The 12,721-nt window shown below is 56.5% G+C and carries 12 protein-coding genes and 1 tRNA gene; 12 read left to right on the top strand and 1 reads right to left on the bottom strand.

The features are described 5' to 3' along the window. Nucleotides 1-291 precede the first annotated feature (291 nt). The 4 genes from JNK74_15915 to JNK74_15930 all read left to right on the top strand — a co-directional run bounded on the left by JNK74_15915 (nucleotide 292) and on the right by JNK74_15930 (nucleotide 5,094). Complete coding sequence (locus tag JNK74_15915) at nucleotides 292-933, top strand: hypothetical protein (GenBank protein MBL7647672.1); 642 nt, start codon at nucleotides 292-294, stop codon at nucleotides 931-933. 206 nt (nucleotides 934-1,139) lie between these two features. Further along, complete coding sequence (locus JNK74_15920) at nucleotides 1,140-1,952, top strand: hypothetical protein (protein MBL7647673.1); 813 nt, start codon at nucleotides 1,140-1,142, stop codon at nucleotides 1,950-1,952. A gap of 67 nt (nucleotides 1,953-2,019) precedes the next feature. Continuing rightward, a complete protein-coding gene (locus tag JNK74_15925; protein MBL7647674.1) occupies nucleotides 2,020-2,823 on the top strand; it encodes a hypothetical protein in 804 nt (267 codons plus the stop codon). A gap of 48 nt (nucleotides 2,824-2,871) precedes the next feature. Further along, a complete protein-coding gene (locus JNK74_15930) occupies nucleotides 2,872-5,094 on the top strand; it encodes a hypothetical protein (GenBank protein MBL7647675.1) in 2,223 nt (740 codons plus the stop codon). Nucleotides 5,095-5,114: 20 nt separating this feature from the next. Here the strand turns inward: JNK74_15930 and JNK74_15935 are convergent, their stop codons facing one another. After that, entirely contained in the window at nucleotides 5,115-5,303 is a 189-nt protein-coding gene (locus JNK74_15935; protein MBL7647676.1) for a transposase, read from the bottom strand. Between the two features lie 1,108 nt (nucleotides 5,304-6,411). On the opposite strand from JNK74_15935, the gene JNK74_15940 reads away from it, so the two are divergent. The 8 genes from JNK74_15940 to JNK74_15975 all read left to right on the top strand — a co-directional run bounded on the left by JNK74_15940 (nucleotide 6,412) and on the right by JNK74_15975 (nucleotide 12,666). Then, on the top strand, nucleotides 6,412-7,116 hold the full coding sequence (locus JNK74_15940; protein ID MBL7647677.1) for an RluA family pseudouridine synthase: 705 nt from the start codon (nucleotides 6,412-6,414) through the stop codon (nucleotides 7,114-7,116). 240 nt (nucleotides 7,117-7,356) lie between these two features. Further along, on the top strand, nucleotides 7,357-9,390 hold the full coding sequence (locus tag JNK74_15945; protein ID MBL7647678.1) for a PDZ domain-containing protein: 2,034 nt from the start codon (nucleotides 7,357-7,359) through the stop codon (nucleotides 9,388-9,390). A 74-nt stretch (nucleotides 9,391-9,464) separates the two neighbouring features. Continuing rightward, nucleotides 9,465-10,259: a trypsin-like peptidase domain-containing protein gene (locus tag JNK74_15950; protein ID MBL7647679.1), complete on the top strand. Its 795-nt coding sequence runs from the start codon at nucleotides 9,465-9,467 to the stop codon at nucleotides 10,257-10,259. Nucleotides 10,260-10,313: 54 nt separating this feature from the next. Further along, a complete protein-coding gene (locus JNK74_15955) occupies nucleotides 10,314-11,063 on the top strand; it encodes an SDR family oxidoreductase (protein ID MBL7647680.1) in 750 nt (249 codons plus the stop codon). 4 nt (nucleotides 11,064-11,067) lie between these two features. Then, entirely contained in the window at nucleotides 11,068-11,433 is a 366-nt protein-coding gene (gene folB, locus JNK74_15960; GenBank protein ID MBL7647681.1) for a dihydroneopterin aldolase, read from the top strand. Continuing rightward, nucleotides 11,426-11,962, top strand: coding sequence for a 2-amino-4-hydroxy-6-hydroxymethyldihydropteridine diphosphokinase (gene folK, locus JNK74_15965; GenBank protein ID MBL7647682.1), 537 nt, complete (start codon nucleotides 11,426-11,428; stop codon nucleotides 11,960-11,962). Before folB ends, folK begins: the two co-directional genes overlap by 8 nt. Beyond that, the gene (gene folE / locus JNK74_15970) at nucleotides 11,952-12,524 is read left to right on the top strand and encodes a GTP cyclohydrolase I FolE (GenBank protein ID MBL7647683.1); all 573 of its coding nucleotides are present in this window, start codon (nucleotides 11,952-11,954) and stop codon (nucleotides 12,522-12,524) included. The genes folK and folE overlap by 11 nt, the downstream gene beginning before the upstream one ends. A gap of 66 nt (nucleotides 12,525-12,590) precedes the next feature. After that, nucleotides 12,591-12,666: transfer RNA gene (locus JNK74_15975), tRNA-Ala, on the top strand. Nucleotides 12,667-12,721 lie beyond the last annotated feature (55 nt).

Consider the following 12,721-nt stretch of genomic DNA (forward strand, 5'->3'; position numbering starts at 1 on the left):
GCCCACGTGGTTCTGAACTTCTTCCTCCATCAACTCGCGAAGGAACACCTCCGCCAGGGCGTGAAGAAAATCTCCGTCCTCGGAAAGTTGATTCTTAAACTGAGATACGAGAGACTGGGGGTGCGCGGCCATGTTGTTCGAGTCCTATCTTGTTCTTGGTTAGCTACCCAAGATTGGAACGAATGCGTGGTCGCATTTTCAATTTACAGAACATATGCTACGTCATCCGCTATAGTCGAAGCCCTTCAACGTCACCTACCGGATGGACTGTCCGCAGGTCAGAAGTCCGGATTGCTCGCTTCTGTGGGGCTGATGGCCACCGACATTTCCAGGGCCGACTTTCGGCAAGAGGTCGGTTTGTTAGGCATTACCCATAAGGCCGAGTTGTCCGGGGCGGTATTCGCCACCTTGTGTGACCAGGGGCTGGTCGATTCCACGCCGGCTGAAACCAACATGGAAGTCTATAAATCGACACTAGATGAGGCACTTATAGGATTGTATGGTTCTCTTGACAACCTTCCAGCAGAAGTAGCCGAGAATATGGATCCGGATGTACATGCGGAAAGTATCAATTACTTTGAGCCCATGTTCCAGTTTCCGTTGAGTGAAGAGGCCCAATCACGATTGAGTGCAAACCTCCAAACGGTGTTAACGTCCGCACAACAGGAAATCCAACACTACTTGGACTCCCCGGAACTCGCAGATATGACAGCCGACGAGCAGAGCGAGCGGATTTCGCGCCTCTATTCCCGACACGCGCAGCAAATTAGAAATCTGGTGTACGCCGCGTTTCGGGATTCGGTGCCAACCGAATTCTGGGAGCAGGTAGGTTCCAGTCTGTCAGCGGATTTTCATCGCGACAGCGTGAGACTGCAGGAGCTTCGTATGCTTCAGATGCAAGAAATGCGTCCAATTCACGACGCATCGGAATAGGACGCCAACTCATGCGGATTCAAATGGAAGAACTCACAACGTGTAATAAGTGTTTGGATAAGAAACGTCTGAATGTCATGACTGGCCGGATATTATCAGCGTCACTACTCGTATTGATGTTCTGTAGCCATCCTCTGGTAAGCGCCGACCATGAGGGAACGCTTGGCCCAGCGGGACTCGAACCTATACTGGAGGCGAAGTGGCTCTTGTCGAAATCCGATGCTACCTCAGTTGTGCAGTCAATCGAGAGGCAGCTTGATCGCTATTTAACCTCGGGGGATCACACAGAACGGTTGGCTGCGTTAGTTGAAGGGCTTCCTGCTTTGATAAACATGATGCCGCGAATGCCGCTTGACCAGCCCGAACTTGATGCGAGGCGTGAAGTTCTTCATCAATGCGTGAACGCTTTCATGACTGATACTTCGTCGACAAGCGGACAAGCACCCAACCGACGACGTATCTTGGAAGCCGCCGTTAACGGAAAAGTAGATGCGCTCCTATCTTGGAACTCTACCATCAATGTTAACGCCGCCGAATCAGCACGCTCTAGGCTGCTTGGAGAAGTCACGCAGATATCTAAGAACGAGTTTTTGCTTTCGAGTTTAACTTATCGACTTGATAAGGCAGACATAGGTTCCCATGTCGGTGACACTGCGGATCAGGCTAAAGAGTGGGTTTGTACACTCTGGAACGAAGTTTGTGTGAAGTCTAGAACCGGAGATGAACCGATCACGGACATGCTAAGTTTTGAGTTTGTTCACAAAACTACGCAGATCCTCGTGCAAGCAGACGCAGGCTTGGGCACCGTGCTTTCGGCAGCACTGCGGGATTCCATTGTTAAATCATTGAATTCGGACAAACTCGCCTTTTATGAGATCCGAGCCAATCAAACCTCCGAGAGCAAGATTCTCGATTTTTTCGGGCCCCATCTGGAAGAGGCCGAACAATGGAACCTCATCTTGTCTATCATAAATGCGGAATTGAATACCAATCTGCAGAAAGGAGGTCGTCCAGAATAGTAGCTTTGTTGAGTCCAAATTATGATCCGATGACAATCTAACCCATATCTACGTAGGAGGTTCCCTCATGAATAAGTTGCCATTTCGGAGAACAAGAACCGTGACGAAGCTTTACCTCTGCACCCTTGCCATAAGTAGTATTCTTTCGTTCCAGCAGGCAAACGCGTGGATTGTATGGGAGGAGGGCGAACCTGGTACCAACACGGATGCTCCGCCCGAGGATGGTTACGCCGCATATAGTTTCGCTAGCACTATGATCAGCGCATCGTATGCGACCGCGAACGATGGCTATACTTGGTCCGAGGCAGGCGGCACTGAAACGCAGGCGACGACGGGTTATTCAAAGTTATATGTGAAGACCTATAATCCCACGCCTGCCCCAACCTGCTCCGCGCCTGATACAATTTGGGCCGAGGCTGAGGGAGGAGCAGGTGCCTACGTATATTTGGACTCCGAGAGCACAACTTGGTTTACTTACGGAAGCACCTACGGATATGGCTGGGCCACTGTTTCAGTTGATATAGACGACAACTGCTCGGAGAGCACGTCCAGTTACCACTCGGGTTCGCATCCAGCGGAAGCCGAGGGTAACGGTCACGAGAGCAGTGGGTGGAGTGTGAGTGGCGGAATCTCTATCAACGGAGCATCCGTCAGCATCGGAGATAGCGGTGAAGGTACCGTCGGCGGGGATGGCGGAAACAGTTCCGCAACTTGGTCTGGATATCTACGTGCACTTGGTGCGTTCGTGAAGGTTTCCCACTCATCCAAGTCAAAGGCTTGGATAGCGGATGACGCTCTTGATGCTTATGGAAACTCCGGGTCTGGCGTAACTTCTTACGCGCTACACGATTGGGAGTATCCCGAGGACTAGTAGCAGAGTTGAAAGTATAAGCACGACGATAAAAGGAGTTTTGAACTCATGGTAGCATTGCGAAATAGCCTCTGGATCCTTCTGTTATTCTCCGCACGTATGAGTTTTGGAGAGCAGATTAATAACCGAGATGCGCGCGCATGCTACTTTGAGGCGGAACTGCATTCGACTGTCTATGGAAAACGCATCATTGAAGGTGTGGCATATGCGGGCCAAGACGGCTTGACCCGCATATGCAACTATTGGATGGAACCCAGTGGTCAGTACATTCAAATGACTGACGCACTGGCCTATTGCGATATATTGATGGAGGAGAAATCGATCCAAATCTGGCTTCATCACGAACCGCCTCCCGCCGAGGCCAGCTCTGACCGCATGATTCGTCGATTGGATGTCGATACGAGGTACATTGCTCCTTCGAGACCAGACGCTTGGGCATTCTCAGACCAGTTGCGCTTATGTTTTCTTGGTTTAGATTTCGGAGGCAGAGACCGCGACGCGTTACCGCACGGTTGGCCTTCCTCTTTGCTCGCATCTGAGAAGTGGGAAAAGAGTGCTTCGTTAAAGGTCTCGCCAATCTGGGACCATTCATTCTTCAATCCTACGGGCGGAAATCATGAAAGGCCCGCCGTATTAGTTGAAAGGTATCCTCCCTTTGGACGAATAATCAATCCTACAGAGGCGTCCTCGAACATGACGATCTATACCATGACCCGTCTGCTCGACCGTTTGCCCTTGGTAAAGGTAAAGATTACGTTGGTACTGCCGGAAAGGAAAGCTCTTGGTGAGGCTTTCTCTAGCGAGTCCCTAGGAAATTGGGTGGCGGTTCCGATCGAGTATCGAAAATATTGGAATTGCCTGTCCAGATACCGTAGTCTTTGCGCCGACCCAGATTCTGACGATCCCTTATCGCTTTTCGTCGACCTCCAAGCGTTGGGCGATAATATCGAAGAATGGCGTGTTAAAGGCGCGTCCGCTCAGCTAACTATGTTCGTAGCATGCCTTACTAAAGATTCCGATCTGGTGGCAGAAGCAGTCACGGCGTATGCCGAGGTGTTTGCGTCGTTCGCAGAGCGAGAAGATTCGGTGCTTTTCAGCATAGCGGAGTTGGATACAGAATTGAGTAAGATGGGGCTTGAGCCGCCAGCGCTCAAAGAATTCTATGCACGGGCGGCGCAAACGCTTTACAAACTCGACTATTTTGAAAACCGTGAATTCGCAATTAACTGCATTCAAACATTGCGGCGATCCGGCAAGATTTTTTTTGCGGAAGAATTGGCGCGGCTGCCATTGGCAGGTGCCAGCGATAGCGCGATGAGGCACTCTGCCGATAAAATGTCTCAGGGGGAGGCGAGTGTCGCCGCAACGGAAGGAGGCTCGGCAACTGGAAGACTAGATGCGAGTTTTGAGTCGGTCAAGCCCATAGAAATACAACGATTTATTGACTTGCTCGACGGTGCCATTAAACGGGCGTGCGCAGAGGGGGACGGATCTCACTTAGCAGCAAATGTCGTAGCTAGTAATGTCACTAGGGCGTTGGGGAGCGCACCTGGCAATTCCTACGGCGAGGCTATAGCGGTCGCTACGCATGACTTCATACATCGCACGGGTTGCACTGCTACTGTTTCGAATTCGCGATTGCTGGACGATCTCTCGTGGTTAATAGTTTTGATTTCGCACGATCCGTCCCGTAAAGATGATCATGTTCGCTTGCAACAACAGCTTGAAGAATTGATGGGCAAATGGCTTCAAGATTTCTGTAAGAGTCAGGCTACCGAACTGGAAATAAATGAAGTTGAACTCAATTCGTATCTAGAAACAATTTGCAGGAATCAGATCGAGGATACGATTCCGAGGCATGTGGACTCTCCGTTGTATCCCATGCTCAAGCTGCCTTTGAACGACTTCGAGCTGAAGAAAGTTCGGAGCGCACTGTGGAAGCCCAATTTGATATTGCGACAAATGCGGGAGAATGAAAAATTATCTGATGCCAGAGGCGAGAGAGAAGACGGAGCCAGGATCGCAAATAGGACGAAGGCGGTCTGGATGGATGACTTACTGCCTAAAGAGGTGAAGAGGAAATGCCAGATGCTACTATTTGAGGTGGTGTCTGTTCGTCTCCAGTCGGAACCGCTTGATGTGGGAGTAACTTTTGACAGTTCGGGTGAGATCGCAATTGGTCCTATAGGACCCAGTTTTCCAAACGACGAGACGCAAGCGAAGGAGATTGCCCGACAGATGTGTTCATGGTATCAGGCAACGCCAAAGTGATTTATAGAATTGGATCTTCGTCATTTTCCGGGAAGGGCCTGACGTATTCTTAGGAAGAAATACTCGTCATCCCTGAATCCGTAGGCCATCCTCTTGATAATTTTGATTTTGTTGTTGATGCCTTCAAGAATGCTTGTATTGAACGGGTATTGAGAGTGGGAGAATATTCCGTGTAGCCGTTCCTTGAGCTTCCTTGCGAATTTCTTCAAAGGTTCTATTCGGCTGCCTATCCCTCAGACGAACTGGGCGAACTGGGAACAGCCACCGACTAAAGCGCCCAATTCCAACGTGTGAAGAAAACGGGGATAGCCACCTATAAAAGAGGACTTCCTGCCCGCCGCTACGGGCACTCCCTGGAAACCATTTCTAAGGTCGCCCTTTTGAAACTTGCAGTCCACTTTCGGTCGCCTTTCAATTGCGGGGAGCATGTGTGGCGAGGGGGCTGCAGTACATGGCTTCGGCTTCTCGAGTAGCTGGTTCCCACCACCTGCCCGAACCCCATACCCCCCAATCCCTTCCCCTCCCGACACGTCAACGCCCGATCCTAATCTATAGGGTAGGTAGGTCAACCTCCACACAACGGACTCATTTCAGGCAGGGAAAACCCCATGCAGGTGACCCGACGCTACGACCCCGCCAAAGACGCCAGGTTTCACGTTTCCATCGCGACGACCGATGAAGTACGCCGGATATGGGCTGAAAGTCCGCCGCAGGAGGACCACGCCCCTGTCCGAGTGGACGGGGCCCAATGGGACTGTTCCGCCACGGCGCATCGCCGACCAACCTGCAAGCGCGCCCGACGGTAGCATCGCAGCCGAGACGGTAGCGTCAACCCAGGCGCACGCAGCGACTATAGGACTGTCCCCCGCTTTTGAAATCGCGGGACAGTCCCGAACGCGTAGCGTGCCTCGTCTTGTCGTGGATGCGTGCTTGGTGGGAGCGGTGTTTGGTGTCGTGGGGCCTCTGCGTTCAGGACAGTCCCGTCGCCCTGCCCCAAGGGGACGGTTCCGCCACGGCGCATCGATGACAGGAACGCCTGGCGATGATGTCTCTGTCATTCCCGCGAAGGCGGGAATCCAGAGGGGGGCGGCGTAAACTGCGCGAAAGTACTGGATCCCCGCATGCGCGTGGATGGCAATTTCTCGGAATGTCTTAAAATCCAATCGTTATTTGGTGATCCCGCTGCGCGATCAGCAACGCCTTCCGGGGGCAGGACGGTGCCGTCGGCGGGCAAAAATGCCAACGAAGCGGCTCGTCGTGCTACACTATGTCCGTTGAGGGGCAGACCCGCCACAGATCCATCGCCAGGAAGCAATCATGGAAGAACCCAAAAAGAAAAAGAAGGGTGGAAAGCACCAGCCGAAAGGTTTGCTGATCCTCCATGAGGACCGGGATATCCTGGTGGTGGACAAGGCACCGGGCCTTCTGACGATGGGTACGGACCGGGAGAAGGAGGATACGGCGTATTTCCGGATTACGGACTATGTAAAAAAGGGCAACCCGAAGGCGCCCCAGCGGGTCTATATTGTGCACCGGCTGGATCGCGAGGTTTCGGGTATTCTGGTATTTGCCAAGACGCCGGAGGCGAAGAACGCCTTGCAGTCGGATTGGGAAAACTCGGAGAAGCGCTACTACGCCCTGGTCCATGGGATTCCCCGTGAGCCGGAGGGGACTTTCAGCTCCTACCTCATCGAGAATGGCGTCCACAGTGTGCATGCGACGGCGGATACGAAGAAGGGGAAGCTCTCCTACACGGCCTACACGCTTCTGGGCTCCGCCCACGGCGTTTCCCTGCTGGAGATCAACCTGTTGACGGGCCGGAAGCACCAGATCCGCGTTCACCTGGCCGATAATGGCCTCCCGATCGTGGGCGACAAAAAGTATGGCAAGCAGAAATCACCGGCGAAGCGCCTGGCGCTCCACGCGAAGTCGATCCGCTTCAACCACCCCTACACCGGGAAGCCCTGCTTCTTCGAGACGCGCATTCCCCACATGTTTTCCCACTACCTTAAGAAGGAATGACCCGGCGTTTGTGGGCGGATTGCGGGTATGGTAGTATGCGGGGCAGGCTGGCGGTGAGCTTGAGATCAGATCCCCGCCTCGACGGGCTTCGCGCCCGATTTTACACCGAAATTTAGATTGCAGGAATAGAGCACAGGGGGAGACCCCCGTGCCCGCGATAGTGAGCACCATTGCGCCGGCAGGTTGCGCAAGGCAGGGCCCGAATCATCGGATGTGGCAGAGCCACGCTAGGGAAAAGGCATGAGACTTTCCAGAAAACTCTTCGCGATGGCCGCTTTGGGCGCGTCGCTTCTCCTGAGCAACGCCGGATTTGCCGAGACGCCCGCGACCTCCCTTCGCGAGGTGGTGGACCAGGCCCTTTCGGTGGTGAAACCCGCGCTCGTCCAGATCCATGTGGTGGAGTCCTATTTCCGCGACGGTCGCGAGACGAAATACCAGATTTCGGGCAGCGGCGCGGTGATTACGCCCGAGGGCCACGTCATCACGAACCACCACGTGGCGGGTCACGCCACGCGCATCAAATGCATCTTTTCCGACAAGGAAGAGATGGAGGCGGTGCTGGTGGGCAAGGATCCCCTGACCGATCTGGCCATTATCAAGCTCCAGCCGACCGAGCCCCGGACCTTCCCGACGGTTTCCTTCGGCGATTCCAGCGCGGTGCGCGTGGGTGATCAGGTTCTGGCCATGGGCAGCCCCCTGGCCCTGTCCCAGTCGGTGACCCTGGGCATCATCAGCAACACGGAAATGATCATGCCCGAATCCATGCGTCGCTTTGGCGGCATGGAAATGGACGGGGAAGACGTGGGCGCGCTGGTGCGCTGGCTGGGCCACGATGCGGCGATTTACCCCGGCAATTCCGGCGGTCCGCTGGTGAACCTGAAGGGCGAAATCATCGGCATCAACGAGATCGGCATGGGCCTGGGCGGTGCGATTCCGGCCAACCTGGCGAAGCTGGTGGGCGAGGAACTGATCAAGACCGGCAAAATGCAGCGGGCCTGGCTGGGCATTGAAGTGCAGCCCCGGCTGAAGCATGGTGCCCAGGAAAAGGGCGTGCTTGTCAGCGGCGTCCTCGGTGGTTCCCCCGGCGCGCTGGCCGAGGTAAAGTCGGGCGACGTTATCCTGTCGCTCAACGGCGCCCCCGTGGATGTGCAGTTCGCCGAGCAACTTCCGGACTACAACCTTCAGGTGGCGGAGCTTCCCATCGGGCAGCCGGTGGCGCTGGAGGTCCTTCGCGACGGCGCAACGGTGGCCCTGACGGTTACCCCGACCGAGCGGGAAGTACTCCTGCCGGACGAAGAAGAATTGAAAGAGTGGGGGCTCACGGTGCGCAATATCTCCCTGGGTATCGCCAAGGAATTGAAGCGCGAAACGACCGACGGCGTGCTGGTGACCTCGGTGCGCCCTGGTGGCCCGGCGGGCGCGTCCAAGCCCCAGATACAGCGCAACGACGTGCTGGTCTCCGTGGGCGGCGAACCGATCAAGAATATCGAAGCACTGCGCGCGGCCACGGCAAAGACGCTGGGCGAATCCAAGAGCCCCGTGCCCGCATTGACTGGCTTCGAGCGCAAGACCGGCCAGTACCTGACGGTGATCGAAATCGGCTCCAATGAGCTGCAAGATCCCGGCCTGGAAGTGAAGAAAGCCTGGCTCCCGGTGGAGGCCCAGGTCATCACGCGCGACATCGCGAAGCTGCTGGGCGACGAGAACCTGAAGGGTTTCCGCGTGACCCACGTCTATAAGGGTAGCACCGCCGAGACGGCGGGTGTTGTGGTGGGCGACCTCATTTTCGCTGTGGATGAACAGCCGCTTACGGCGACCGCATTGGAGCACTACGAAGAGTTGCCCACCCTGATCCGGCAGTACCGCAGCGGCGCCAGCGTCACCCTCAGCGTCGGCCGCGCCGGGGCGGTGCAGAAGATCCCGGTGGAACTGGTGATGGCGCCGAAGCTGGACCGGGAGATGAAGAAGTACCGGAACGACGATTTCGAATTCACCGTGCGCGATATCACCTTCTTCGACAAAGCGCAGGAAAGCTGGAAGACCGATCAGGCCGGTGTGCTGGTGGACGAGGTCAAGTCCGGCGGCTGGGCGGCCCTGGGCCAGCTTGCCGTGGGCGATTTGCTCCTGTCCATCGATGGGCAACCCGCGGGCGATGTGGAAACGGTGGAGAAGCTGCTCACCGATATCGTGAACGCGAAACCGCGCACCGTGGTGTTCCGGGTGCTGCGCGGTATCCATACCTTCTTCATCGAAATTGAACCCCAGTGGTCCTGAGCCGCGGGCGGGATTAAATTGTGATCTGACGCTGTTCAACGGGTTCCGAAGGAGCCTTAGACGAGGATAATTTCATGAGCATCACAGGCCGTTTCACTTCCCTTGCCGCCGCCTTTTGTCTGATACCCGCGCTGTTTGCGGGCGCGGACGAGGATGCCGCAGCCGGTCGCGAGATCTTGAAGAACAATATGGCGGCTGTGGTTACCGTGCAGATGGTGGTCAAAGTTTCCTCCTCCTTTGGCGGCGGCAATACCCAGGAACAGGAGAGCAAGGAAGAGGCGACAGGAACGATCATCCGGCCCGACGGCCTGACGGTGCTCTCTCTGTCCTCCACGGATCCGAGCAGCATTTTCAAGACCATGTCCGGTGGCGACGCCAACTTCAAGATGGATGCCCAGCTCAGCGACATCAAGCTGCTGCTGCACGACAACACCGAGATTCCGGCCGAAGTGGTCATCCGCGATATCGAGCTGGACCTGGCCTTCCTGCGCCCGCTGACGAAGCCCGCCGCGCCGCTGGCCTTTGTGGACCTCCAGGCCAACCAGGGCACGGTGGAGTTGCTGGATCGCGTGGTCACCTTGAACCGCCTCGGTCGCGTGGCGAATCGCGTGTTCTCGGCGTCCTTCGAGTATATCGACGCGGTGGTGGAAAAGCCCCGCACGTACTATATCCCCGGGAACGATCCCACGAGCACAAGCCAGGGCAGCCCGGTCTTCCGCCTCGACGGCAAGATCGTGGGCGTCTTCGTACTGCGCGCCATCAGCGCCGAAGCCGGTCAGGGCGGCCGCCGCAACAGCGTGATCCCCATCATTCTGCCGGCGGCGGATATTGCCGAGGGCCTCGCACAGATCCCCCCGCAGGAAGGGTGACGCGCTCATGAAGCATTGCCCGCGCGCTGCCGGCGTTACAATGGACATGGCCGCATGACGGGGCTGCTCGAACTCGCGGGGAAGACCGCGCTTATAACCGGAGGCGCAAAGCGCCTGGGCGCCTGCACGGCCCTCGAACTCGCGCGCCGCGGCGTGCACTGTGTCATCCACTATCGGGCTTCCGAGGAAGAGGCGCGGGCGACTGCGGATCAAATCGAAGCGCTCGGCGTCAAAGTCTGGCTTGTGCAGGGCGATCTTTCCGTCGCGGGCACGCCCGATGCCGTGTGGGACCAGGCGGAAAAGGTCAGTGGCGGCATCGATTTCCTCATCAACAGCGCCTCGATCTTTCCCGAAGAGGCACTGGACGAGCTATCCGAAACCACCCTTGAACCGAACATCAACGTGAACACCCTGGCGCCCTTCCGCCTGGCCCGTCGCCTCGCGGCAACCGGACGGGAAGGGGTGGTGGTCAATTTCTTGGATACGATGGTCCGGGACTATGACCGGAAGCACGTACCCTATCACTTGAGTAAGAAAATGCTCCACCACCTCACGCGCATGATGGCGGTGGAATATGCCCCCCGGCTCCGTGTCAATGGCGTGGCGCCGGGCCTCGTATTGCCGCCCGAAGGTAAGGACCTCGCCTACCTGGAGTCCCTGAAGCATTCCAACCCGCTGCAGACGTACGGATGCGGTGAGCAGGTTGCCCACGCTGTAATCTTCCTTCTCGTGAATACATTCGTCACGGGGCAGGTTATCTACATTGACGGGGGACGGAATCTGCGAGGAAATATGTATGAATGACGTGATGGACAAAATCTATATTCGCGATCTGCTGTGCCGCTGCATTGTGGGGATCTACCCCGACGAGCGGGAAAACAAGCAGGACGTAATCATCAACATTGAGATGGCCTGCGACTTGAGTCGGGCCGCGGCTTCGGACAATATCGAAGATACGGTCAACTATAAGTCGGTTAAGAAAGAGATCATCGCTCTGGTGGAGAATTCCGGTTTTCTCCTGATCGAGCGCATGGCCGGCGAAATAGCGTCGCTGTGCCTGGCCCACTCGGGCGTTCAAAAGGTACGCGTTACCGTGGACAAACCGGGCGCCTTGCGCTTCGCGCGCAGTGTCGCGGTGGAAATTGTCCGCTTCCGACCGACCGGGCATGGTTGACGGTATCGCGGAGCGGGCCTATGTGTCCGTTGGAGCGAATATTGAGCCCGAGCGCAATATCATTGCCGGTCTCCGGCTGCTGTCGCGCCGCGTGCCCATCGTGGCCCTGTCCAGCTTTTACAGGACGGCGGCGATTGGTCGGCCGGAGCAGAGCGACTACCTGAATGGTGTGATCGCACTGGATACCGCCCTCGAGCCGATGGTGCTGAAAGAAGAGGTGCTCCGTGAGGTGGAGCATGCCCTGGGCCGGGTCCGATCCGAAGACGCTTATGCCCCGCGACCGCTGGATCTGGATATCCTTCTCCATGGAAACCGGGTCTTTCATGGCAGCGGAATGACAATTCCCGACCCGGATATCGCCGTGCGACCCTTCCTGGCTGCCGGCCTGCTTGAACTGAACCCTTCCCTGGTGCTTCCCGGCGATGGCCGGCGCCTCGCGGATTGTATTGAACCCGGCGTAATTGCCGCCCTCAAGAGGGAGGAGGCATTTACCCGAGCATTGAAGGAGAGCCTGAATCATGAATCATGAACGTATAGCCGAACTCGTCCGCGAGTTGTTGATTGAACTGGGCGAGGATCCGGATCGCGAAGGGTTGCTGAAGACGCCCGAGCGCGTGGCCCGCGCCTGGGATTTTCTTACCTGCGGCTACCGGCAAGATATTGATACGATCATCAACGATGCGGTGTTCGAGGCGGAATCGAATAACATGATCATCAGCCGCGACATCGAGATCTACAGCATGTGCGAGCACCACATGCTGCCCTTCTTCGGCCGTTGCCATGTGGGCTACATCGCCGAGAAGAAAGTGCTGGGCCTGAGCAAACTCGCCCGCATCGTGGATTACTACGGCCGCCGGTTGCAGATTCAGGAACGGCTCACGGCGCAGATAGCCGAAGAGATCATGACCCATACCGGCGCCGAGGGCGTCGGTGTGGTGGTGGAGTGCCAGCACCTGTGCAGCATGATGCGCGGTGTGGAGAAACAAAGCTCCGTAATGACCACCTCTTCGGTGCTCGGAAGTTTTCGGGACGATGCCGCCACCCGGCACGAGTTCTTGACCCTGATCGGGCGGAAAATTCCGGCGCTTTGATGCGCATTGCCGTCGTGAAATGCTTGATTCCCGCCCCGGGCATTTGCTATTCTTTGCGCCACCCATGGGGCTGTAGCTCAGTTGGTAGAGCGCCGCGTTCGCAATGCGGAGGCCAGGGGTTCGATCCCCCTCAGCTCCACCATGATAAAAACCCCGCCGCCCGAGAGCCCAGACCCGCTCTTCGGGCGGTTTTCTGT

The organism is Candidatus Hydrogenedentota bacterium, from assembly GCA_016791475.1.
In the GTDB taxonomy this organism is placed as follows: Bacteria; Hydrogenedentota; Hydrogenedentia; order Hydrogenedentales; family JAEUWI01; genus JAEUWI01.

What these genes read in the sequence shown, in the direction of transcription:
- folE (MBL7647683.1), top strand. Translation starts at nt 11,952, where the DNA reads ATGAATCATGAACGTATAGCCGAACTCGTCCGCGAGTTGTTGATTGAA.
- JNK74_15940 (MBL7647677.1), top strand. Translation starts at nt 6,412, where the DNA reads ATGGAAGAACCCAAAAAGAAAAAGAAGGGTGGAAAGCACCAGCCGAAA.
- folK (MBL7647682.1), top strand. Translation starts at nt 11,426, where the DNA reads ATGGTTGACGGTATCGCGGAGCGGGCCTATGTGTCCGTTGGAGCGAAT.
- JNK74_15950 (MBL7647679.1), top strand. Translation starts at nt 9,465, where the DNA reads ATGAGCATCACAGGCCGTTTCACTTCCCTTGCCGCCGCCTTTTGTCTG.
- JNK74_15955 (MBL7647680.1), top strand. Translation starts at nt 10,314, where the DNA reads ATGACGGGGCTGCTCGAACTCGCGGGGAAGACCGCGCTTATAACCGGA.
- folB (MBL7647681.1), top strand. Translation starts at nt 11,068, where the DNA reads ATGGACAAAATCTATATTCGCGATCTGCTGTGCCGCTGCATTGTGGGG.
- JNK74_15925 (MBL7647674.1), top strand. Translation starts at nt 2,020, where the DNA reads ATGAATAAGTTGCCATTTCGGAGAACAAGAACCGTGACGAAGCTTTAC.
- JNK74_15930 (MBL7647675.1), top strand. Translation starts at nt 2,872, where the DNA reads ATGGTAGCATTGCGAAATAGCCTCTGGATCCTTCTGTTATTCTCCGCA.
- JNK74_15945 (MBL7647678.1), top strand. Translation starts at nt 7,357, where the DNA reads ATGAGACTTTCCAGAAAACTCTTCGCGATGGCCGCTTTGGGCGCGTCG.